Source organism: Vibrio sp. Vb1127 (assembly GCF_033338735.1).
In the GTDB taxonomy this organism is placed as follows: Bacteria; Pseudomonadota; Gammaproteobacteria; order Enterobacterales; family Vibrionaceae; genus Vibrio; species Vibrio alginolyticus.
Map to the genome: position 1 here is coordinate 113,050 of NZ_JAWOTF010000003.1, position 21,832 is coordinate 134,881.

The window sequence follows — 21,832 nt, forward strand, 5'->3', positions numbered from 1 at the left end:
AGAAATGGCAATCGAAATTAATGTACCAGACATCGGTGCGGATGAGGTTGAAGTTACTGAGATTCTTGTAAGCGTTGGCGACAAGGTTGAAGAAGAGCAATCTCTGATCACAGTTGAAGGCGATAAAGCTTCTATGGAAGTTCCTGCTTCTCAAGCGGGTATCGTTAAAGAAATCAAAGTTGCAGAAGGTGACAAGGTTTCTACTGGTTCTCTAATCATGATTTTCGAAGCCGAGGGTGCAGCTGACGCTGCACCTGCTCCTGCGGCAGAAGCGGCTCCAGCAGCGGCTCCAGCTCCAGCAGCAGCGGCAGAACTAAAAGAAGTTCACGTACCAGACATCGGTGGTGATGAAGTAGAAGTTACTGAAATCATGGTTGCCGTTGGCGACAGCATCGAAGAAGAGCAATCTCTTCTAACTGTTGAAGGCGACAAAGCTTCTATGGAAGTTCCAGCGCCATTCGCAGGTACTCTAAAAGAGATCAAAGTTGCAACAGGCGATAAAGTATCGACTGGCTCACTTATCATGGTATTCGAAACAGCAGGTTCAGGCGCTCCAGCAGCACCAGCGGCAGCTGAAGCTCCTGCGGCAGCAGCTCCAGCAGCGTCTGCGGCAAAAGAAGTGAACGTTCCAGATATCGGCGGCGACGAAGTTGAAGTTACTGAGATCATGGTTGCGGTTGGCGACACAGTGGAAGAAGAGCAATCTCTAATCACTGTTGAAGGTGACAAAGCTTCTATGGAAGTTCCTGCACCATTCGCTGGCACAGTTAAAGAAATCAAGATTGCAGCTGGCGACAAAGTGTCTACTGGCTCACTAATCATGGTATTCGAAGTGGCGGGCGCAGCACCTGCTCCTGCAGCAGCTCCAGCTCAAGCGGCAGCACCTGCAGCTCCAGCTCCTAAAGCAGAAGCTCCAGCGGCAGCAGCTCCAGCAGCGACTGGCGATTTCAAAGAAAACGATGAGTACGCTCACGCGTCTCCAGTTGTTCGTCGTCTAGCGCGTGAATTTGGCGTTAATCTTTCTAAGGTTAAAGGTTCTGGTCGTAAGAGCCGTATCCTAAAAGAAGACGTTCAAGCTTACGTGAAAGATGCACTTAAGCGTCTTGAGTCTGGCGCAGGTGCAGCAGCATCTGGCAAAGGCGACGGCGCGGCTCTTGGTCTACTACCATGGCCAAAAGTGGACTTCAGCAAGTTTGGTGAGACAGAAGTTCAACCGCTATCTCGCATTAAGAAGATCTCTGGCGCAAACCTACACCGTAACTGGGTAATGATCCCGCACGTTACACAGTGGGATAACGCAGACATCACGGCTCTTGAAGCATTCCGTAAAGAGCAAAACGCGATTGAAGCGAAGAAAGACACTGGCATGAAGATCACACCACTTGTGTTCATCATGAAAGCGGTAGCTAAAGCGCTTGAAGCGTTCCCAGCGTTCAACTCTTCTCTATCAGAAGACGGTGAGAGCCTAATTCTGAAGAAATACGTGAATGTTGGTATCGCGGTAGATACACCAAACGGTCTAGTTGTTCCTGTATTTAAAGACGTGAACAAGAAAGGCATCTACGAGCTATCTGAAGAGCTAATGGCGGTTTCTAAGAAAGCACGTGCTGGTAAGCTAACTGCGGCTGACATGCAAGGTGGCTGTTTCACTATCTCTAGCCTAGGCGGTATCGGCGGTACAGCGTTTACTCCAATCGTAAACGCACCAGAAGTTGGTATCCTAGGTGTGTCTAAGTCAGAAATGAAACCGGTATGGAACGGTAAAGAGTTCGAACCGCGTCTACAACTTCCACTGTCTCTATCATACGACCACCGTGTGATCGATGGTGCTGAAGGTGCGCGCTTCATCACTTACCTAAACTCATGTCTATCTGACATTCGTCGTCTAGTTCTGTAATAGAAATTAGATGAATGAGAGGCGGCAACTTAGCCGCCTCTGCTAATCATAATTACCGACAATTTGGTTATCAGCCTTGCTTCGTTCAGGGTTTTCACAATCGAATTGTTGTCTAGCTCACAGGCTAAATTGATTTACTTTTCACACCATTAACATCTCTGTAAACTGTTAGCGGTCTGAAAATAACTGTTTAAAACAAATCTCTCTTAAACATAAAAAATCGATACCCACTCAGCCTGTTAGGGATAATGACTACAAGAGGTCAAAATGAGCAAAGAAATTAAAGCCCAAGTTGTTGTACTTGGTTCTGGTCCTGCTGGTTACTCCGCTGCATTCCGTTGTGCGGACTTAGGTCTTGAAACTGTACTAGTTGAACGTTACAGCACGCTTGGCGGTGTATGTCTGAACGTGGGTTGTATCCCATCTAAAGCACTGCTTCACGTTTCTAAAGTAATTGAAGAAGCGAAAGCGATGGCTGACCACGGCGTTGTGTTCGGTGAGCCTCAAACAGACATCAGCAAAATCCGCATCTGGAAAGAAAAAGTTGTTAACCAACTAACTGGCGGCCTAAGCGGTATGGCTAAGATGCGTAACGTAACAGTAGTTAACGGTTACGGTAAGTTCACTGGCCCTAACTCTATCCTTGTAGAAGGTGAAGGTGAGCCAACAGTTGTTAACTTTGACAACGCAATCGTTGCGGCTGGTTCTCGTCCAATCAAACTGCCATTTATCCCGCATGAAGACCCACGTATTTGGGACTCTACTGACGCTCTAGAACTAAAAGAAGTGCCAGAAAAACTGCTTATCATGGGCGGTGGTATCATCGGTCTAGAAATGGGTACGGTTTACCACTCTCTAGGTTCTAAAGTTGAAGTTGTTGAAATGTTTGACCAGGTAATTCCTGCAGCAGACAAAGATATCGTGAAAGTATTTACTAAGCGTATCAAAGACAAGTTCAAGCTAATGCTAGAAACGAAAGTAACAGCAGTTGAAGCAAAAGAAGACGGTATCTACGTTTCAATGGAAGGCAAGAAAGCGCCAGCTGAAGCTGAGCGTTACGATGCGGTTCTAGTTGCTATCGGTCGTGTACCAAATGGTAAGCTAATCGACGGTGAAAAAGCGGGTCTAGAAATTGACGAGCGCGGCTTCATCAACGTTGATAAGCAAATGCGTACTAACGTTCCTCACATCTTCGCGATCGGTGATATCGTTGGTCAACCAATGCTTGCTCACAAAGGTGTGCATGAAGGTCACGTAGCTGCTGAAGTTATCTCTGGTAAGAAGCACTACTTCGACCCTAAAGTTATCCCTTCAATTGCGTACACTGAGCCAGAAGTGGCTTGGGTTGGTAAGACTGAAAAAGAAGCGAAAGAAGAAGGCATCAAGTACGAAGTAGCAACATTCCCATGGGCAGCATCAGGTCGTGCAATCGCATCTGACTGTGCAGACGGTATGACTAAGCTAATCTTCGACAAAGAAACTCACCGCGTAATCGGTGGTGCTATTGTTGGTACTAACGGTGGTGAACTACTTGGTGAAATCGGCCTTGCAATTGAGATGGGCTGTGATGCAGAAGATATCGCTCTGACTATCCACGCTCACCCAACTCTACACGAGTCTGTAGGTCTAGCTGCTGAAGTATTTGAAGGTTCAATCACTGACCTTCCAAACAAAAAAGCAGTTAAGAAGAAGTAAGCTTTTTCTGACTGAATGATAGAAGCCGCTGCATTGCAGCGGTTTTTTATGCTTGTTACATAGGAATATAAATGTGTGCTTAGTTGACAGCAGACAATAAAAAGCCCACCAAACGGTGGGCTGACATATATTACTAGTTAAGCTTTAGTGTTCACGGTTGTAAATGCAAAGCATATCTAAGTATGAATTCACTAGATGTTTCAGTTCCGCTTCACCTTTAGCGCGGTTCGCTTGGACAAACAGTGAGTAACAAATACCGTGGAACAGGTTTGCCAAGTGTTCTGAATCGTGCTGGTCACACACCTCACCGCGTTCAATTGCTTTAATGAACATGTTTTGTACCAGCAACTGGTTAGTACGGTTAGTTGAAACAAACAATGGCCATACTTCATCACGTGTTGAAGCACTCCACTCGAACCATACTTTTAGCCAGTGACAGTCTTGGCTGACAAGCTCGATCATCGCATTAGTAATATTGGCGATGTTTTCACGTGCATGTAAGTCTAGGTCTATGTTATCCGATAGGAAGTTTGAGAACTGACGTACGACGTGATTGAGAACTTCATCCACCAAGTCTTCGCGTGTAGGGAAGTAGTTAAAAACAGTCGCTACAGAAACTTGAGCAATTTCTGCGATATCTGCGTGACCACCACGACCGATGCCGCGGCGCGCAAATACTTCCAATGCGATTTCCATTAACTGTTGCTTACGCTTAATTGGAGAAAGCCTAGTTCTAGGTCTCTTTGCAATTGAGTCCATATCCATTTTCCTTGCCATTTGAGTTGATATTGGGGGTAACCCCCTAATTGATTATTTTAATAGTTGCTTAAAGCAGTGATGAGTGTAATGGTGCATATGCACAAGGTCAACATCTGTAGAACAATTTATATACAGTAATGTCATTATTATTGATAAATTTAGCTATGAACTTTATAAAACTAAGACCTTCTTCCAAGATTTTTTGGCAACAGGATGCGACTTTCAACCCAATGAACGTGGTGATACACTACACGCCGTAAGATTAGGTGATCGTTTGCGTGCGACTTACCTCAACCCACAAATTTAGATTGAGCACAGTATGAAACATACAATAGAAGTCATGATTTCTGAGCAAGAAGTTCAGGAGCGAGTTCGTGAATTAGGCAAACAAATTACAGAGCGTTATCAAGGTAGTGAAGATCTTGTGTTGGTAGGCTTATTGCGTGGCTCATTTGTATTTATGGCAGACTTGGCACGTGCTATCGAACTGACTCACCAAGTTGATTTTATGACTGCGTCAAGCTACGGCAATACGATGGAAAGCTCACGTGACGTTCGTATCTTGAAAGATTTGGATGATGACATCAAAGGTAAAGACATTCTGCTTGTTGAAGACATCATTGACACTGGTAACACACTAAATAAAATCCGTGAGATTCTTTCGCTACGTGAGCCGAAGTCTATCGCGATTTGTACGCTCCTAGATAAGCCATCTCGTCGTGAAGTGAATGTTCCTGTGGATTGGATTGGTTTCGAAATTCCAGATGAATTTGTCGTTGGGGTGGGTATTGATTACGCGCAGAAATACCGCCACTTACCATACATCGGTAAAGTTGTACCTCAAGAATAATCATTGAGTTCAGCATTAAAAATATAAAAAAACGCCCATCTAAGATGGGCGTTTTTTGTCCAGTTTTTAGGTATGACTTAGCGACAAAGCAGCTTGTTGTCTGTATTTAGAATCGTCGAAAGAGCTTTCTGGTAAGACGCTTCTACGGTTTCCTTAGAGTTAGAACGAATGCCTAAGTACTCTAAGCGACCATCTTCAATTCCGTATACCACACCATGAATTTCAACATCTTGCCCACGCTCCCAAGCGTTTTGCAGGATGGTTGAGTTACCCAAGTTGTACACTTGCTCTGCAACATTAAGCTCGCCTAGTTTATCCGCTCGATCTTGTTGCGGCATTTGATCTAGGTAAGTGCGGTGTTTGAAATAGATATCTCTGATATGTAACAGCCAATTATTAATAAGACCTAGCTTAGGGTTATCAATGGCTGCGTTTACGCCACCACATCCATAGTGTCCACAGACAATGATGTGTTTAACCTTAAGAACGTCTACAGCGTACTGGACGACCGATAGACAGTTGAGATCAGTATGGATAACTTGGTTTGCAACATTCCGATGAACAAAGAGCTCACCTGAGTATAGCCCGGTTAGTCGCTCGGCAGGAACGCGGCTATCAGAGCAGCCAATCCAAAGAAAATCAGGCTTTTGCCCCTCAGCGAGTTTTGCGAAGTATTCAGGTCGATCAGATTTGATCTCTTGAGACCATTTCGAATTGTTTTCAAATAACTGTTTTATTTCCGGCATTTTGCAAACTACTTCCCTTAAAAGACAAAATCGCTGCCGCTGTTTGTGTGCACATGCAAGCGATCAGTGTTGTAACTATACACAATGTTACAATTTCGATCTCGTTAAATATTCGTCAGATAGGACTCATCTGACTAGTTTTCATTAAGAAAAAAGTAAAATCTGGTGAAACTATTTGTGGTGTGAATTTAGCCTTAATCTATTTATGGTTTAAATTTTCGCCTAGCTCGTTAAAGTAGTGATATTTTACTTTTTAAAATTGAATGCAGGGAAAATCAGCAGTGTTCGGTAGTCGTTTTGAAGATATCAATTTCAAAGGGGATGTATTTGGCGGGGTAACCACGGCGATTATCTCTCTCCCTCTGGCGTTAGCGTTTGGTGTTGCATCCGGAGCCGGTGCTGAGGCCGGCCTTTGGGGGGCAATAATGGTCGGTTTGTTTGCCTCGTTATTTGGTGGTTCTAATACGTTAATATCAGAACCGACAGGGCCAATGACGGTAATCATGACCGCAGTATTAACCAGTATGATGGCGAAATACCCAGAAACGGGCATGGCTATGACTTTCACGATTGTCATGATGGCTGGCGCGTTCCAAATCCTATTGGGGACGTTAAAACTGGGTAAATACGTTACCTTGATGCCTTACAGCGTTATTTCCGGGTTTATGTCTGGCATTGGTGTGATTCTTATCATTCTACAGTTATCGCCTTTGATGGGGCATGCTGCGCCTTCAGGGGGAGTACTCGGAACGTTATCTGCTTTGCCGGAGACCATTTCTAACCTTAAGTTCAGTGAGTTGTTTTTGGGACTACTGACTTTGGGGATTCTTTTTTTCTTCCCTAAGCAATATCGTAAATACGTTCCTGCACAGCTCGTGGCATTGGTCGCGGTGACTTTATTGTCTGTGATTCTCTTTGATACAGAAGATATTCGTCGTATCGGTGAAATTCCTGCTGGGTTACCTTCTCTCGTCGCCCCTTATATTGACACAGATATGTTTGTCGAGATGGTCATTGATGCATTAGTGCTCGGCACATTAGGTTGTATTGATACTTTGTTAACGGCGGTTATCGGTGACTCATTAACTCGTAAAGAACACGACTCAGATAAAGAGCTGCGAGGTCAAGGGTTAGCTAACATGATCTCAGGCTTGTTTGGTGCGCTGCCGGGGGCGGGGGCTACCATGGGGACGGTAACGAATATCCAAGTTGGGGCTCGTTCGCCATTATCTGGTGTGATTCGTGCACTAATGTTGGCGTTGGTTGTACTGGTTGCTGGCGGATTAACAGAGCCAATCCCGATGGCTGTGTTAGCAGGCATTGCGGTGTATGTTGGCTTTAACATCCTAGACTGGAGCTTTATTCAGAGGGCACATAAGGTAAGCTTTTCCGGAATGGCGGTGATGTATGGCGTTATGTTGCTTACAGTATTCGTTGATCTTATCGTTGCGGTGGGTTTAGGCGTCTTTATCTCGAACATTATCATCATCGAGCGTTTGAGCCGAGAGCAGGCGCGACAAGTAAAAGCGATCAGCGACGCGGATGAAGATGATGTGCCGCTGACTGACAGCGAGCGTGGTTTGTTGGATCGTGCTAATGGTAAAGTGCTGTTCTTTTATCTTTCCGGTCCGATGATCTTTAGTGTTTCTAAAGCCATTTCACGTCAGCACTCTAGTATTTCGGACTATGACGTGATGATTCTCGATCTTACGGATGTACCAATGATTGATGTAACCGTCGGTTTGGCGTTAGAGAATGCGATTAAGGATGCTCTCGATGCCAATTGTGCCGTGTATTTATTATGCCCGAATGAGCGAACACGAGAACAGCTAGAGAAATTCCATGTGATTGACCTTGTCCCGGATGAAAATATGTACCAATTCCGTTACGAAGCATTGAATGCGGCGGCGGCACATGTTGAGGCAGACCAGTATCAGCGCATAACGGCGTAATCATTCTGACAGTTAAAAACGCAACAGTTTCCTGTTGCGTTTTTTTATGCTCTATTTTGTCTTACTTAGAGATAACCTTTACGAGGTAAGGGTTATATTTCCAATATTATCGAAAGGTTTATTTGTAATCATCGTTATTCAACGATAAACTGATGGACCTCCAGTACGATACCCAAGGCGATTTTGTAGTAAACCGCTGCTAAATATGAGTCGGTATTAGTAATCACAAACAAACGGCAATCAAGACCTTATGTACGCATTAGAAATTGAACAATTGCGCAAGACGTATGCAGGTGGCTTTGAGGCGTTAAAAGGTATAAGTCTCCAAGTGAAAAAGGGTGACTTCTACGCGCTTCTGGGTCCCAATGGTGCAGGAAAATCGACCACGATTGGCATCATTTCCTCCTTAGTGAATAAAACCTCCGGAACGACGAAAGTTTTCGGTTATGACATTGATACCGACCTCGAATTGGCCAAGCAGAATTTAGGCTTGGTGCCACAGGAGTTCAACTTCAACCAGTTTGAAACCGTTGAGCAAATTGTGATGCAGCAAGCTGGCTATTACGGTGTGTCTAAAGTATTAGCCAAAGAAAGAGCAGAAAAATACCTGAAAAAATTGGATTTATGGGAAAAACGCCAAGAGCGTGCTCGTAACCTATCCGGTGGGATGAAGCGTCGTTTAATGATCGCAAGAGCTTTGATGCACGAGCCGCAATTACTCATTTTAGATGAACCAACGGCTGGAGTGGATATTGAACTACGCCGCTCAATGTGGGGGTTTCTGAAAGAGATCAACCAAGAGCAAGGAATTACGATTATTTTAACGACACACTACCTAGAAGAAGCGGAGATGCTGTGTCGAAATATCGGCATTATTAATCGTGGTGAGCTGATTGAAAATACCACCATGAAGGCGTTACTAGGTAAGCTAAGCGTCGAGACATTTATCTTGGATATTGAGTCAGAAGTCGAGGTGCCTGAGCTTGAAGGTGTTAATCGACAAAGTATTGTTGATGGCTCTTTAGAGATAGAACTAGATAAGAGCCAAGGATTGAATTCGGTATTCAGTCAGTTAACAGAGCATGGCATTAAAGTTCTCTCAATGCGTAACAAAGCCAACCGACTTGAAGAGTTGTTTGTCAGCATTGTAAGAGAGGGGAGTAATTAAATGTACGGTTTATATTGGACGGCATTTCGCAGCTTGCTGAGCAAAGAAGTCACTCGTTTTACACGTATTTGGGTGCAAACCTTAGTGCCGCCAGCCATTACGATGACGTTGTACTTCATCATTTTCGGCAATCTTATTGGCTCTCGAATTGGTGAGATGAGCGGCTTTAGTTACATGGAGTACATTGTTCCAGGTTTGATCATGATGTCGGTGATCACTAACTCATACTCGAACGTGGCGTCGTCATTCTTTAGTGCAAAGCTACAGAAGAATATTGAAGAACTGCTGGTGGCACCGGTACCAAACTATGTGATTATTGCTGGCTATGTGATGGGCGGCGTGACTCGAGGTTTGTTGGTCGGTGCAATTGTTACTTGTGTGTCACTTTTGTTCGTTGATTTGCAAGTGGAGCACTGGGGCATTATTGTCGCGACTGTCTTCATGACGTCGGTTGTATTTGCTCTCGGTGGCTTGATCAATGCGGTTTACGCAAAAACGTTTGATGATATTTCGATCATCCCTACGTTTGTATTGACTCCTTTAACTTACTTGGGAGGAGTCTTTTATTCGATCAGTCTGCTGCCTGAATTTTGGCAAGGCGTTTCTAAGATCAACCCAATCGTCTACATGGTGAATGCGTTCCGCTACGGCTTTTTAGGTGTCTCGGATGTGGGCATTGTCACTTCATTTAGTGTACTTGCAGTGTTTGTTGTTGCACTGTATGTCATTGCGCATTATCTAGTAACCAAAGGGATTGGGCTAAGAAGCTAAGCCATTCTCATAAAGCAAAGAGCGGCGATTCACGCTGCTCTTTCGCGTGCATAACAATACATACCCATACAATTTTTCGGTTTTTATCATGGTAGGTTTCAATCATTTGTAATAAATGAGTGATCCTATGAATATTGTCCCGCCGCCGCCTTTCTCCTATCAGTTACTTAAGCCCAAATATTGGTCTGTATGGCTGGCATTTGGATCTTTAGCGATTCTTGTTAATGTACTGCCATACGTAGTATTGCGAATCTTAGGTAGAAGCATCGGCTGTATTGCGATGCATGTAATGAAGCGCCGACACAAGATCGCTCTGCGTAATCTCCAGCTGTGTTTCCCTGATTTTACGGATTGGCAATGTAAGGACGTAGTACGAAAAAACTTTCAATATACTGGAATGGCTATCATCGAAACCGGTATCGCTTGGTTTTGGCCAGATTGGCGGATACGTCGGATAACCTCTATTGTTGGAAAAGATCGTTTACTCGCTGAGGAAAAGAATGGACGTGGTGTGTTGGTGGTGTGCAGTCACCATTTAAACTTGGAGATAACCGCTCGTATTTTTAGCCAGTTTGCCCAAGGTTATGGCGTTTATCGCCCAAATTCGAATCCTGCTTATGAGTTTATTCAACATCGAGGTCGAACTCGTTTTGGACATCAAATGATTGATCGAAAAGACGTGAAATCAATGCTCAAAGTTCTGAAGAATGGTCATCGACTTTGGTATTTGCCCGACCATGATTATGGCGTTAGCCATTCTGTTTTTGCGCCGTTTTTTGCTGTTGAACAAGCGGCGAGTACCGTCGGGTCTAGTGTTCTCATTGATGCAACAAAGTGCGCGGTTATATCTGGCGTTACAGTGAGTAAAAATCACCATTACACGCTGTACATTGGAAAAGACATTAGCGAGCGTTTCGAGAGACGTAATGCGGTTAAAGCGGCAAGCATCTTGAACCAAGAGCTTGAGAAAATGATAAAACGTGATATTCCAGCGTGGATGTGGCTGCACAAGCGGTTTAAAACTCGCCCTGAAGGGTTAGATTGCGTCTATACGTAGAGTATAAAAAAGGTCGACTAAGAGTCGACCTTTTTACTTTTATGGCTCAGAGCTTACTCTGCGTTCTCTGAGTTTGTATTGTTAGATTCAGCTTCTTCCTTCGTTTCGACAACCATATCTACCGTTTGGTTATCGATAAGACGAGCTTTGCCTAGGAACGCAGACATCAGAATAACAGCTTGTGTCGTTTCTGGTGTGATCACTTGTAATGTACGAGCATCACGAATGAAGATCTCATCAGGGTGCAGACCTGCAGCTCGAAGTTGGTCGCTTGCATCTTCGATGATCGATGCGTAGTCATCGCGGCCACCGCGAATGGCACTACTGATCCAACGCATTGTACGAGCAAGTACAGGAGCACGTTGACGCTCGTCCAGCGTAAGCAAGCCATTGCGTGAACTCATTGCTAAACCGTCCATTTCACGTACGGTTGGTACACCGATGATTTCAATGTCCATTGCTAGGTCATCAACCATCTTGCGGATAACAGCAAGTTGTTGGAAGTCCTTCTCGCCGAAGCACGCGACATCCGGTTGTACGATGTTAAACAGCTTATTCACAATCGTCGTCACGCCACGGAAATGACCTGGTCGAGACGCGCCTTCGAGAATTGTTGATAGGCCAGGGACATCGACGAAGGTTTGCTTATCCAGACCTTCTGGGTAGATAACTTCTGGTGTTGGCGTAAATACCACATCGACCCCTTCAGAGGTTAACTTGCTTAAGTCTTCCTCTAGCGTGCGTGGGTAATTATTTAAATCGTCAGCACGATCAAACTGCATCGGATTAACAAAGATGCTTACGACAACGATATCAGCGTATTCGCGTGCTTTACGCACTAAAGTTAAGTGGCCTTCGTGAAGGTTGCCCATGGTAGGGACAAACGCCACTTTACGACCTTCACGTTTAAAGGTTTTAAGGTGTTCACGAACTGCTGAGATTTCCGCAAAAGTTTGCATGCATTTATCCTCTAGGCAATGGTATGAGCGTCGTCTGGGAATACACCGTTGGCTACATCTTCAATGTATTTAGTAACGGCTTTGCGCATATCACCTGTTTCAGCAAGAAAGTTTTTGGAGAATTTCGGCATGTAGTTGGCAGAAATACCAAACATATCATGCATTACGAGAATTTGACCATCTGTTACGTTACCTGCACCAATACCGATAACAGGAACGTCAAGCACTTGCGTAATACGTTCAGCAAGCTCAGCTGGTACGCATTCTAGTAAGACGATTTGAGCGCCTGCTTCTTGCAGCGCTAATGCGTCTTTTACCATGCGGTCTGCTTTTTCTTGATCGCGACCTTGGATTTTGTAACCACCAAAAATATTAACAGCTTGAGGAGTTAAACCAAGATGAGCACAAACTGGAACTGATCGTTCAGTGAGCATTTTCACCGTGTCGACAAGCCAGTCACCACCTTCAATTTTTACCATATTGGCACCAGCACGCATCAGTTTAGCCGCATTTTCGCAAGCTTGCTCTGGCGTGGTGTAGCTCATGAATGGCATGTCTGCCATCAACAAACAATTTGGGCTACCAGCACGTACGCAACGAGTATGGTAAGCGATATCATCGACCGTTACTGGCAGAGTATCGTTGTGACCTTGCAAAACCATACCTAGAGAATCACCAACAAGAAGTACTGGCATTTCTTGGCTTTCAAACAGTTGGGCAAAGCTCGCATCATAAGCGGTTGAAGTAGCAAATTTACGACCTTCTTGCTTCCACTTGATTAGGTCGTTGATGGTCATTTTTTTCATGGTTTTATCCTTACTAGGAGTTGGCTATGACTGCCAGATACTGAGGCCGTTTCTATCTACTTGTTCCAGTAGTTCAGAGACCTCGGTCCCATCAGGGAGTTGTAAACTTGGTGCAATTTCCGCAAGAGGGTAGAGTACGAATTCACGCTCTTTCATTCCATAATGAGGAACGATCAGCCTCTCGGAATTAATCACCTCATTGCCATAAAGCACAATGTCGAGGTCCAAGGTTCTTGGTCCCCAGCGTTCGTCTTTACGGACACGCCCTTGTTCTTGCTCTATAGCTTGTGTGCAATTGAGCAATTCAATAGGCGTCAAACTGGTGTTAATAGACACAACCGCATTGATGTAATCCGGTTGGTTTTGTGGCCCCATTGGCGTGCTGCTGTATAGCGAAGAAGCTTGAACAAACTCTGATTTAGGCAGCGTTTTTAATGCTTCAATCGCTTGCTTTGCTTGGCTGACAGGATCAGCCAAGTTACTGCCTACCGCAATGTACGCTGTAATCATGATTTGGGCTTACTCTTTTTCTTGCGATAAGTTTTACGGCGGCGCTGGCCTGTTTTCGGTGATTGACCGTCTAAGTCGGCAGCCATTGCTTGACGCATTTCTCGGCCTGCATTTTGAAAAGTTTCCCACCACTTGGCAAGCTTCTGAGTGTCACCACCTTCAATTTCACCGCGCATTTCAAGAAAATCAAAGCCAGCTCTAAATTTATTGAGCTCCATAAGACGGAATGCACGTTTACCGTTACGTCGTGGAAGACGAAGCTGTAACTGCCAAATCTCGCGAATGGTTGCGGTGTGGCGTCTTGGAATGGCAATTGTGCGAACTTGCTCGTCAAGAATGATGTTGCTCGCTTCCATAATGGCGTCGTAATGGCCTAAGTTGCGCTCTTCCATCAGTTCATCGGCTTTCGCACACAGTGGGTACCACAGCATTGCAGCAAACATAAATGCTGGATTGATGCGTTTCCCATCTTCGATGCGCATGTCGGTAGAATCTAGGACAAGATCCAACATCTGCTCAGTGTGAGAGGAGTAATCTTCTGTAAAGTGCGCTGCAATCGTCGGGAATAGTTGCTGGAATAGGTTGTACTCACGCAGTAGGTGGTAGGTTTCTAAGCCATGACCGGATTGCAATAATTTGAGTGACTCTTCAAAAAGACGCGCTGACGGAATGTCACCGAGCAACGGTGCCATGTGTTCGATTGGCGCTGCGGTGTCTTCTTCAATATCGAAGTCTAGTTTTACCGCGAAACGAACCGCACGCAGCATGCGCACAGGGTCTTCACGGTAGCGTGTTTCTGGATCACCAATCAGTCGAATTAGGCGATCTTCTAAATCTTCAATACCACGTGCGTAGTCGTGAATCGAGTAATCTGCGATGTTGTAGTACATCGAGTTAATCGTGAAATCACGGCGCTCAGCATCTTCATCGATGGTGCCGTAGACGTTGTCACGCAGCAGCATACCCTCTTTTGATTGCTGAGAAATGCTCTTATTCTTTTGCTCTTGGTGGTGACCACGGAATGTCGCAACCTCAATGATGTCTCGGCCAAACATAATATGAGCCAAGCGGAAGCGGCGACCAATCAAACGGCAGTTACGAAATAGCTGTTTGATCTGTTCCGGCGTTGCGTTGGTCGCAATGTCAAAATCTTTTGGTTTTTGTCCAAGCAGTAAGTCTCGAACCCCGCCACCCACAAGAAAAGCATCGAAACCAGCACCATTTAGGCGGTACAGTACCTTCAGCGCATTATCACTGATCTGCTTACGCGAAATGTTGTGCTCTTCACGAGTTATTACATTGAGAGCGAGCTCTGGAATTGTGGCAGGTTCGCTTGGTGTATAGTCGTTTGTATTCATGTGCATCTGGCAATAACTGGGTTTAATCCAATCTTGCTTTGGTTAGTTTTATACGCCTCTAGGGCCTAATTTGCGGCTAATGATAGCCTACACAATGCCATTTGAGAATCACGGTGTGATCTCGATCTCTGCTGGAAGCTGTTCCAACCGCCAGTTTTCGCAGCCCCAACGAAGAATATCTTCTATGTTGGCCGCCCTTACGGTTTCAGGTATCTCGAAACCTAAAAATGTCATGGCGCGCAATAGAGTAGGTTTTGGTGTATCTATATCAATAGCCGTCGCGTGATTTTGTTTCGACAATTTATTGCCGTTGTTGTCCATCGCCAATGGTAAATGCAAGTAGCTAACTTCAGGCTGACCAAGTATTTGGTACAGGCTAATTTGACGCCCTGTCGGCTCGATTAAGTCTGCACCTCGCACGACTTCTGTGACGCCTTGGTCGATGTCGTCCAATACTACCGCAAGATTATAAGCAAATAATCCATCTCGACGTTTAATAATGAAATCTTCATTAACGAGTTGCTCTGGAATCGTAATGGTTCCCTGCTTTTGGTCGAGGAAATGAGCGACAGGCTTGGTCATTTTTAGGCGAATCGCGCCGTCTTTCAAGTTTTTATCGCGGCAAGTGCCAGGATAAAAACCGCCATGCTCTTTAATTTGCTTACGAGTACATTGGCAATAATAGGCTTCTCCATTTTCGAGCCATTTGTTTATTTGAGCTTGGTAAAGGTCGTGACGTTCGCTCTGGTATACCACTTCTCCATCCCAATGCAGCTGATAGGCCTTGAGTGCCTCTAGGATAAGTTGCGCTGCACCTGGCATTTCTCTTGGTGGGTCTAAGTCCTCAATACGTACTAACCAAGCTCCGTTTTGTGCTTTCGCTTGAAAATAACTGCCAAGAGCGGCAATCAGTGAACCAAAATGCAGTGGACCAGAAGGAGATGGGGCGAATCGACCTACATAGCGTGTCATGCGTGTATCTCGAATTTAGTAAACAAATAGGGTGCGAAGATAGCCAAAACAAAAAGGGAGCCTGAGCTCCCTTCAACAATCATAATGCTGGGTGATTAACCTTGCATTTGCTTCTCTTTGATTTCTGCAAGTGTTTTACAGTCAATACAAAGGTCAGCGGTTGGACGTGCTTCAAGACGGCGAACGCCAATCTCTACGCCACAAGACTCACAGAAGCCAAAATCGTCTTCTTTGATTTTATCCAAAGTCTTTTCAATCTTCTTGATCAAACGGCGTTCGCGGTCACGGTTACGCAGTTCTAGGCTGAACTCTTCCTCTTGAGAGGCGCGGTCAACTGGATCTGGGAAGTTTGCTGCTTCGTCCTGCATGTGGTGAACAGTACGATCCACTTCAGCTCTTAGCTGGTCGCGCCAAGCTGTTAAGATTTTCGTAAAGTGTTCAACCTGCTCTGGTGACATGTACTCTTCACCAGGTTTTTCCTGATATGGCTCCACGCCGGCAATGGCTAGGATGCCTATCGTTTTCTTCTTTGATTCTGGCATACAGCATCTCCTACTTACACCTAGTCAACTGCTACGCAGTCAATTTAAGGCGGGTATCTATAGCAAAAAGAGGCGGTGCAAGCAAATACTGAATCGCAAAGTTATCGTCAATGTGAAGACGACATCATTTTTTCTCTTAATTGATAAAATCAATAGCGGAAATCAGCTTCATTCCAGTATCGCTCAGTTCAGCTTTGTAGCAGAGAACTTCCACTCCAGCGTCTTGTGCTTGTTTGAGTAATAGTGAATATTTCGCGTCTATATGGTGCGCCGCGGATACTTTTTCAATACCTGAATGTAAAACAGTGAATAAAAGTATGGCTCTACTTCCATTTTGTGCCATTTCTGTGAGCTCTCTCAGGTGTTTTTGTCCCCGAGTCGTGACCGCATCTGGGAAGTATCCTTGTCCAGTAGAGTCGGTCTCATCAAGAAGAGTGACGCTTTTCACTTCTATATAGCACTTTGGCTTGTCGTCTGCGCTGAGCAAGATATCAATTCGGCTATTTTCATTGCCGTATTTCACCTCAGTTTGAAGTGTGTCATAACCACAAAGCTCTGAAATGACATTATTTTCAATAGCCTCTACGGCTAATTGATTGGCGCGCGCGGTATTGATACAAATACGGTGGCCTTGTTCGGTTTCACTCAACTCCCAACTATTGGGGTATTTTCGTTTCGGGTTGTCGGAAGTAGAAAACCAAACCTTGTTTCCGGGCGTAGCACAACCCGTCATTGCACCTGTATTTGCGCAGTGGATTGTACGGATTTCACCAGTATCGAGCTCGATATCGGCAAGAAAGCGTTTATAACGTTTGAGTAGAGTGGCGGACTCTAAAGCGGGTGTGAAATGCATTTGCTTATTTAGACAAAAAATTTTTTATGTACAATGTTGCCACCATTACACCATAAGGTATTTCCTTTGTCACAATTGCCGATTGAAGCCGTGATGCCTGAGTTGCTGACGGCGGTCAAAAATCAACATCAAGTGATCTTAAAAGCGGCGCCTGGTGCCGGTAAGTCGACTTACTTCCCTTTGCAGTTACTCTTAAATCATTCGGTTGCTGGAAAAATCATCATGCTTGAGCCAAGACGACTCGCGGCGCGTAACATTGCCCGTTATCTTGCTGAGCAATTGGGAGAACAAGTTGGTCAACGCGTGGGTTATCGAGTTCGTGGCGAGGCAAAGGTAAGTTCTGCAACGCAGCTGGAGATCGTGACCGAAGGGATCATGACCAGGATGATCCAAACTGACCCTGAACTGGATGGGGTTGATCTACTGATCTTTGATGAGTTTCATGAACGCAGCATTCATGCCGATACCGCTTTGGCATTCAGTTTAGAAGTTCAAGAGGCATTGCGAGACGATCTCAAGCTGGTGGTAATGTCGGCAACGCTTGACCAACAAGCATTACAATCGTTGTTGCCGGAAGCCAGTTACATTGAATCTGAAGGGCGCAGCTTTGATGTGGCAATGCGCTACCAGCCGTTAGGTGTGAACGAGCATTTACCTACGAGTATGGCAAAAACAATAGAAAGTCTTATGAACAAAGAGTCCGGATCTTTGTTGGCTTTCCTGCCGGGTGTTGGTGCCATAAAACAAGTTGAAGAGCGGTTGTCTCATTTAGCGGATGATATCGACATATGCCCACTTTATGGTCAACTGAGTTTTGCAGATCAACAAAAAGCGATTACGCCAGCAGAACAAGGTAAGCGTAAAGTCGTTCTAGCGACCAACATTGCAGAAACTTCACTAACGATTGAAGGCATTCGCCTCGTGGTTGATTCTGGGTTAGAGCGTATTGCCCGCTTTGATTTGAAAAACGGTTTAACACGCTTAGAGCAAACACGCATTGCACAGTCTTCAGCGATTCAGCGTGCAGGACGAGCGGGACGAATAGAAGAGGGCATTTGTGTTCGTCTTTATTCTGAAAGCCAGTTCAAGCAGCAACCGCTGGTTCCCCTACCCGAAATTTTGCATTCCGATTTGGCTAGTTTAGTTATGGAGCTTGCCTTTTGGGGAACGGGTGATATCCACGATCTAAAGTGGCTTGATGTTCCCGCTAATGCGTCATTGGAACAAGCGAAGCAGCTATTGGTGTCATTGGGACTACTGACGGAAAAAGGGCAATTAACGTCCGAAGGAAAACAGGCGCATGAACTAGGCGTTGAGCCTCGTGCGGCTGCGATGCTAATTAAAGCGCTATCTTACAGTGATAAGATGTTAAATGCTGCTTTGGCGGCGGTCGCACTGATTGAAGAGCCAGAGAGAAATGTTACCAATATCGCTCATAGCTTGCATCGTTGGCTTGTTGGTACTCATCCAAAAAAGTCGATGTTGTTCAAGCGTGCTCAATCTCTGGCGTACAAATTGGATACGGTATTTGACCTGAAAGGCGTGGATGAAGATGCATTACCGCTGGTGTTAAGTTTGGCATTTCCAGATCGCATTGCGCAGCAGCGCACAAATCAATTTGGGCGATTTACTTTGGCTAATGGTCATGGTGCAGAATGTCATCAGGAAGACATGCTAGGTGGCTGTGAGTATTTGGTTGCCGTTGACTTAATGCGTTCTCATTCTAATTCAAGTCAAATTCATTCGGCATGTGAATTGGATGTCAATATATTGCGAACGACCTTTGATACGCTATTTTCGTCTGAAGAAGTAGTGGACTGGGATGAAAAAAGAGGCCGTCTAATAGCTGAGCGACAAACAAAACTCGGTCTGCTGGTCGTTGAACGCGAGCCGTTGCCAAGCCCGGGCAAAGAAAAAATGACACAAGCTTTACTCACGTATGTCCGCCGCCAGGGCTTACAGAGTCTAAACTGGACACCGGCAGCGGAGAGCTTGTTGGCTCGGATTCGTTGTGCGGTGGAATGGTTACCTGAGCAGTCATGGCCAGTGTTTGATGAAGCCAGTTTGCTGGATTCATTAGAGGAGTGGTTAGAACCATACATGACGTCTGTCAGCTCGGTTAAAGACCTGAGCAAGATAAACTTGGTCGAAGCGCTTAATGCTCTATTAGGTTGGCCACTCAATCAACAACTGGATGAATGGTTACCTGAGCATTACCAACTACCCACAGGTTCAAAGAAGCGTATCCGTTACCAATATGGCCACGAGCCGATATTATCGGTGCGTATGCAAGAAGTATTTGGGGAGAGTGGTTCCCCAACGGTAGCTCTTGGCCGCAAGCGTTTGGTGCTTGAACTGCTTTCACCGGCACAACGTCCATTGCAAGTAACGTCGGACTTGGCGGCTTTCTGGAACGGAAGCTACAAAGACGTTCAAAAAGAGATGAAAGGGCGCTACCCAAAACACGTTTGGCCAGATGATCCTGCCAATCATGTAGCAACAACGAAAACAAAAAGACAATTGAATAATGACTGACAGCAAGAAGCCTAGCGCGAAAAAAGCGCCAGCGAAGAAAAGTACAACCAATAAAGGAACCGCAAAACAGACTCGACGTACGCCGAGTAAAAAGCCGACTAACGAGAAACGTTCGTGGTTGAAAGTTCTGTGGTCGTTTAGCTGGAAAGCTGGCGTTGCACTTGCCGCTGTTTTGCTGTTTGTTGGGATTTACTTAGATAGTGTGGTGAAAGAACGCTTTGAAGGCCAGCTGTTTGAGCTGCCAACGGTGGTTTATGCCCGTATCTTGAATCTAAGCCCTGGTGAGAATATCACCATCCAAGAACTGCGCAACGAGCTAGATGTGTTGAATTACCGTAAAGTGAGTCAACCTCGTTACCCAGGCGAATATTCCTCTTCTTCCACTCGGATTGAATTGATTCGTCGTCCATTCGAGTTTGCCGATGGTCCCGAGCCGGATCGTCACATTATGCTGCATTTCTCTGATTCCGGCTTGCAACGTATTCAGTCTTTAGAATCTCGAGGAGACCTTGGTTACTTGCGCCTAGAACCGAAGATGTTGGGCATGCTGGAGAAAGACCGTGATGAACAGCGCCTTTTCTTACGTCGTGATCAGTTCCCTGAAATTTTGGTGGATGCACTGCTTGCGACCGAAGACCGGGATTTTTATCAACATGACGGGGTGTCACCGCTCGCGATTGCACGTGCATTGGTTGCGAACATTAAGGCGGGTCGTACTGTTCAAGGTGGTAGTACGCTGACTCAGCAATTGGCAAAAAACCTGTTTTTGACTCGTGATAAAACACTGTGGCGTAAAGTTCGAGAAGCGTATATCGCGCTAATTTTGGATTACCGTTACAGCAAAGATCGTATCTTAGAAGCCTACCTAAACGAAGTGTACCTAGGTCAAAGTGGAGGTGAAGCGATCCACGGGTTTGGCTTGGCGTCGCGTTACTATTTTGGGCAGCCAATTCAGGAGTTGCGAATCGATCAACTGGCGATGTTAGTTGGGATGGTAAAAGGACCGTCTTACTACAACCCAATTCGTTACCCTGAGAGAACGAAAGAGCGTCGTGATCTCGTTCTGCGCCTGTTAATGCAGCAAAACATGTTGACTTCAGAGCAGTATGAACAAGCTGTAAGTCGTCCACTCGATACGCAAAGCAAGCCACGTATTGCGAGCCGTCAGCCAGCTTATTTCCAACAATTGAGCATTGAATTAAAAGAAAAAGTTGGGGAGCGATTTAAAGCAGAGACCGGACTGCGCGTATTTACGTCTCTGGACCCAGTATCGCAAAGCAAAATGGAACAAGCTATCGCGAAAAAGATCCCAGAACTAGCTAAACGGGGTGGTAAAGAGTTAGAAGCCGCTGCTGTGGCCGTTGATCGCCATAGTGGTGAAATCCGTGCGATGGTTGGTGGTAAACGTGTCGGTTATGAAGGCTTTAACCGCGCGCTCAATGCCAGTCGTCCAATTGGTTCTTTAGTGAAACCAGCGATTTACTTAACGGCTCTAGAACAACCGGATAAATACAACCTAGGCACGACGCTACACGACACGCCGTTAAGTCTGAAGAGCAGTAAAGGTAACGTGTGGACGCCACGCAACTACGATAGAAAATATCGTGGTGATGTGCCACTTTACATTGCTTTAGCGAAATCACTTAACGTACCAACCGTGCGCTTAGGTATGGCACTTGGCATTCCTGAAGTCTCCAATACTTTAGAGCGTTTGGGCGTGAACAAAGACGAAATTCGCCCAGTGCCTTCGATGTTTTTGGGTTCGTTTTCTTTGACGCCATTCGAAGTCGCACAGATGTATCAGACTCTGACGAATTCAGGTAAGCGTGCAAAACTGACCGCTCTGCGCTCAGTCATGGATATGGAAGGTAATGTGCTGTATCAATCCTTGCCTCGTTCATCAAGAGCCGTGGATGAACAAGCAGCATGGCTAACGACCTACGCGATGAAACAAGGGGTTGCTCAAGGCACTGGCCGCTTCTTACAAAGCCAGTTTGGTTGGGCTGCATTGGCAGGAAAAACGGGTACCAGTAATGACAACCGCGATAGTTGGTTTGTCGGTGTTGATGGTCGTGAGGTGACGACAATTTGGCTAGGCCGCGACGATAATAAACCCGTGAATCTAACGGGGTCGAGTGGTGCATTACGAGTGTACGCAGAGTACTTGAAGCAGCGTATTCCTGAGCGCTTAGAGCTCCCATGGCCAAGAGAAATCACCACATTAGGGTTCAAGCCTACATCTGATGGAGGTTTAGAAATGAACTGCCGTAGTGATTACAAACTGCCGGTTTGGGATAAAACCGGTCAGATAAAGCAACAGTGTGAGAAGAAATCAAACTGGTTAAATAGCATATTTGATTGGTAGCATCGCCAAATCAACAACATTAGCTTGTTTATCTGAT

18 protein-coding genes are annotated in these 21,832 nt (G+C 45.4%); 9 read left to right on the plus strand and 9 right to left on the minus strand.

The genetic code is table 11. The annotated features are described in order from the left end of the window. Positions 1-4 precede the first annotated feature (4 nt). Positions 5-1,897, plus strand: coding sequence for a pyruvate dehydrogenase complex dihydrolipoyllysine-residue acetyltransferase (aceF, locus tag R7H07_RS06685; protein ID WP_033905589.1), 1,893 nt, complete (start codon positions 5-7; stop codon positions 1,895-1,897). Between the two features lie 267 nt (positions 1,898-2,164). Then, a complete protein-coding gene (gene lpdA / locus R7H07_RS06690; RefSeq protein WP_005379993.1) occupies positions 2,165-3,592 on the plus strand; it encodes a dihydrolipoyl dehydrogenase in 1,428 nt (475 codons plus the stop codon). Positions 3,593-3,736: 144 nt separating this feature from the next. Here lpdA and opaR read toward each other — a convergent pair whose 3' ends face one another. Next, positions 3,737-4,351: a transcriptional regulator OpaR gene (gene opaR, locus R7H07_RS06695; protein ID WP_005379994.1), complete on the minus strand. Its 615-nt coding sequence runs from the start codon at positions 4,349-4,351 to the stop codon at positions 3,737-3,739. Positions 4,352-4,670: 319 nt separating this feature from the next. Between opaR and hpt the strand changes: the two genes are divergently transcribed. After that, positions 4,671-5,201 carry a hypoxanthine phosphoribosyltransferase gene (hpt, locus tag R7H07_RS06700; RefSeq protein WP_005379995.1) on the plus strand — a complete coding sequence of 177 codons (531 nt, stop codon included), beginning with the start codon at positions 4,671-4,673 and terminating at the stop codon, positions 5,199-5,201. A 77-nt stretch (positions 5,202-5,278) separates the two neighbouring features. Here hpt and can read toward each other — a convergent pair whose 3' ends face one another. After that, the gene (gene can, locus R7H07_RS06705) at positions 5,279-5,947 is read right to left on the minus strand and encodes a carbonate dehydratase (RefSeq protein ID WP_005379996.1); all 669 of its coding nucleotides are present in this window, start codon (positions 5,945-5,947) and stop codon (positions 5,279-5,281) included. Between the two features lie 281 nt (positions 5,948-6,228). Here can and R7H07_RS06710 point away from each other — a divergent pair, with 281 nt between their 5' ends. From R7H07_RS06710 to R7H07_RS06725, 4 genes are all read left to right on the plus strand, one after another. After that, positions 6,229-7,899: a SulP family inorganic anion transporter gene (locus R7H07_RS06710; protein WP_065274836.1), complete on the plus strand. Its 1,671-nt coding sequence runs from the start codon at positions 6,229-6,231 to the stop codon at positions 7,897-7,899. Positions 7,900-8,149: 250 nt separating this feature from the next. Continuing rightward, complete coding sequence (locus tag R7H07_RS06715; RefSeq protein WP_005380000.1) at positions 8,150-9,067, plus strand: ABC transporter ATP-binding protein; 918 nt, start codon at positions 8,150-8,152, stop codon at positions 9,065-9,067. Next, entirely contained in the window at positions 9,068-9,838 is a 771-nt protein-coding gene (locus R7H07_RS06720; protein ID WP_065274835.1) for an ABC transporter permease, read from the plus strand. Positions 9,839-9,965: 127 nt separating this feature from the next. Next, entirely contained in the window at positions 9,966-10,895 is a 930-nt protein-coding gene (locus R7H07_RS06725; protein ID WP_053304122.1) for a Kdo(2)-lipid IV(A) acyltransferase, read from the plus strand. 53 nt (positions 10,896-10,948) lie between these two features. Here the strand turns inward: R7H07_RS06725 and panC are convergent, their stop codons facing one another. From panC to sfsA, 7 genes are all read right to left on the minus strand, one after another. Further along, positions 10,949-11,854, minus strand: coding sequence for a pantoate--beta-alanine ligase (panC, locus tag R7H07_RS06730; protein ID WP_065274834.1), 906 nt, complete (start codon positions 11,852-11,854; stop codon positions 10,949-10,951). 11 nt (positions 11,855-11,865) lie between these two features. After that, positions 11,866-12,660: a 3-methyl-2-oxobutanoate hydroxymethyltransferase gene (gene panB, locus R7H07_RS06735; RefSeq protein ID WP_005386592.1), complete on the minus strand. Its 795-nt coding sequence runs from the start codon at positions 12,658-12,660 to the stop codon at positions 11,866-11,868. Positions 12,661-12,684: 24 nt separating this feature from the next. Beyond that, positions 12,685-13,170, minus strand: coding sequence for a 2-amino-4-hydroxy-6-hydroxymethyldihydropteridine diphosphokinase (folK, locus tag R7H07_RS06740; protein ID WP_017635910.1), 486 nt, complete (start codon positions 13,168-13,170; stop codon positions 12,685-12,687). After that, positions 13,167-14,534, minus strand: a complete 1,368-nt coding sequence (gene pcnB / locus R7H07_RS06745; protein WP_005386589.1) for a polynucleotide adenylyltransferase PcnB — start codon at positions 14,532-14,534, stop codon at positions 13,167-13,169. The genes folK and pcnB overlap by 4 nt, the downstream gene beginning before the upstream one ends. Positions 14,535-14,636: 102 nt before the next feature. Further along, positions 14,637-15,500 carry a tRNA glutamyl-Q(34) synthetase GluQRS gene (gluQRS, locus tag R7H07_RS06750; protein WP_047102653.1) on the minus strand — a complete coding sequence of 288 codons (864 nt, stop codon included), beginning with the start codon at positions 15,498-15,500 and terminating at the stop codon, positions 14,637-14,639. 95 nt (positions 15,501-15,595) lie between these two features. Beyond that, positions 15,596-16,042, minus strand: coding sequence for an RNA polymerase-binding protein DksA (gene dksA, locus R7H07_RS06755; RefSeq protein WP_005386584.1), 447 nt, complete (start codon positions 16,040-16,042; stop codon positions 15,596-15,598). A 136-nt stretch (positions 16,043-16,178) separates the two neighbouring features. After that, positions 16,179-16,895, minus strand: a complete 717-nt coding sequence (gene sfsA / locus R7H07_RS06760) for a DNA/RNA nuclease SfsA (protein WP_017635909.1) — start codon at positions 16,893-16,895, stop codon at positions 16,179-16,181. 66 nt (positions 16,896-16,961) lie between these two features. Between sfsA and hrpB the strand changes: the two genes are divergently transcribed. Together hrpB and mrcB are read left to right on the plus strand one after the other, a co-directional pair. Beyond that, positions 16,962-19,430 (plus strand): ATP-dependent helicase HrpB, encoded by a 2,469-nt coding sequence (hrpB, locus tag R7H07_RS06765; protein WP_054576324.1) that lies wholly within the window; start codon positions 16,962-16,964, stop codon positions 19,428-19,430. Then, positions 19,423-21,795, plus strand: coding sequence for a penicillin-binding protein 1B (mrcB, locus tag R7H07_RS06770; protein WP_005380020.1), 2,373 nt, complete (start codon positions 19,423-19,425; stop codon positions 21,793-21,795). Before hrpB ends, mrcB begins: the two co-directional genes overlap by 8 nt. Positions 21,796-21,832 lie beyond the last annotated feature (37 nt).

Excerpts from the sequence above, each read along its gene's own strand:
- panC (WP_065274834.1), bottom strand. The coding sequence starts at position 11,854 with ATGCAAACTTTTGCGGAAATCTCAGCAGTTCGTGAACACCTTAAAACC.
- dksA (WP_005386584.1), bottom strand. The coding sequence starts at position 16,042 with ATGCCAGAATCAAAGAAGAAAACGATAGGCATCCTAGCCATTGCCGGC.
- opaR (WP_005379994.1), bottom strand. The coding sequence starts at position 4,351 with ATGGACTCAATTGCAAAGAGACCTAGAACTAGGCTTTCTCCAATTAAG.
- panB (WP_005386592.1), bottom strand. The coding sequence starts at position 12,660 with ATGAAAAAAATGACCATCAACGACCTAATCAAGTGGAAGCAAGAAGGT.
- R7H07_RS06725 (WP_053304122.1), top strand. The coding sequence starts at position 9,966 with ATGAATATTGTCCCGCCGCCGCCTTTCTCCTATCAGTTACTTAAGCCC.
- hpt (WP_005379995.1), top strand. The coding sequence starts at position 4,671 with ATGAAACATACAATAGAAGTCATGATTTCTGAGCAAGAAGTTCAGGAG.
- aceF (WP_033905589.1), top strand. The coding sequence starts at position 5 with ATGGCAATCGAAATTAATGTACCAGACATCGGTGCGGATGAGGTTGAA.
- pcnB (WP_005386589.1), bottom strand. The coding sequence starts at position 14,534 with ATGCACATGAATACAAACGACTATACACCAAGCGAACCTGCCACAATT.
- gluQRS (WP_047102653.1), bottom strand. The coding sequence starts at position 15,500 with ATGACACGCTATGTAGGTCGATTCGCCCCATCTCCTTCTGGTCCACTG.
- can (WP_005379996.1), bottom strand. The coding sequence starts at position 5,947 with ATGCCGGAAATAAAACAGTTATTTGAAAACAATTCGAAATGGTCTCAA.
- sfsA (WP_017635909.1), bottom strand. The coding sequence starts at position 16,895 with ATGCATTTCACACCCGCTTTAGAGTCCGCCACTCTACTCAAACGTTAT.
- folK (WP_017635910.1), bottom strand. The coding sequence starts at position 13,170 with ATGATTACAGCGTACATTGCGGTAGGCAGTAACTTGGCTGATCCTGTC.
- R7H07_RS06715 (WP_005380000.1), top strand. The coding sequence starts at position 8,150 with ATGTACGCATTAGAAATTGAACAATTGCGCAAGACGTATGCAGGTGGC.
- lpdA (WP_005379993.1), top strand. The coding sequence starts at position 2,165 with ATGAGCAAAGAAATTAAAGCCCAAGTTGTTGTACTTGGTTCTGGTCCT.
- R7H07_RS06720 (WP_065274835.1), top strand. The coding sequence starts at position 9,068 with ATGTACGGTTTATATTGGACGGCATTTCGCAGCTTGCTGAGCAAAGAA.
- mrcB (WP_005380020.1), top strand. The coding sequence starts at position 19,423 with ATGACTGACAGCAAGAAGCCTAGCGCGAAAAAAGCGCCAGCGAAGAAA.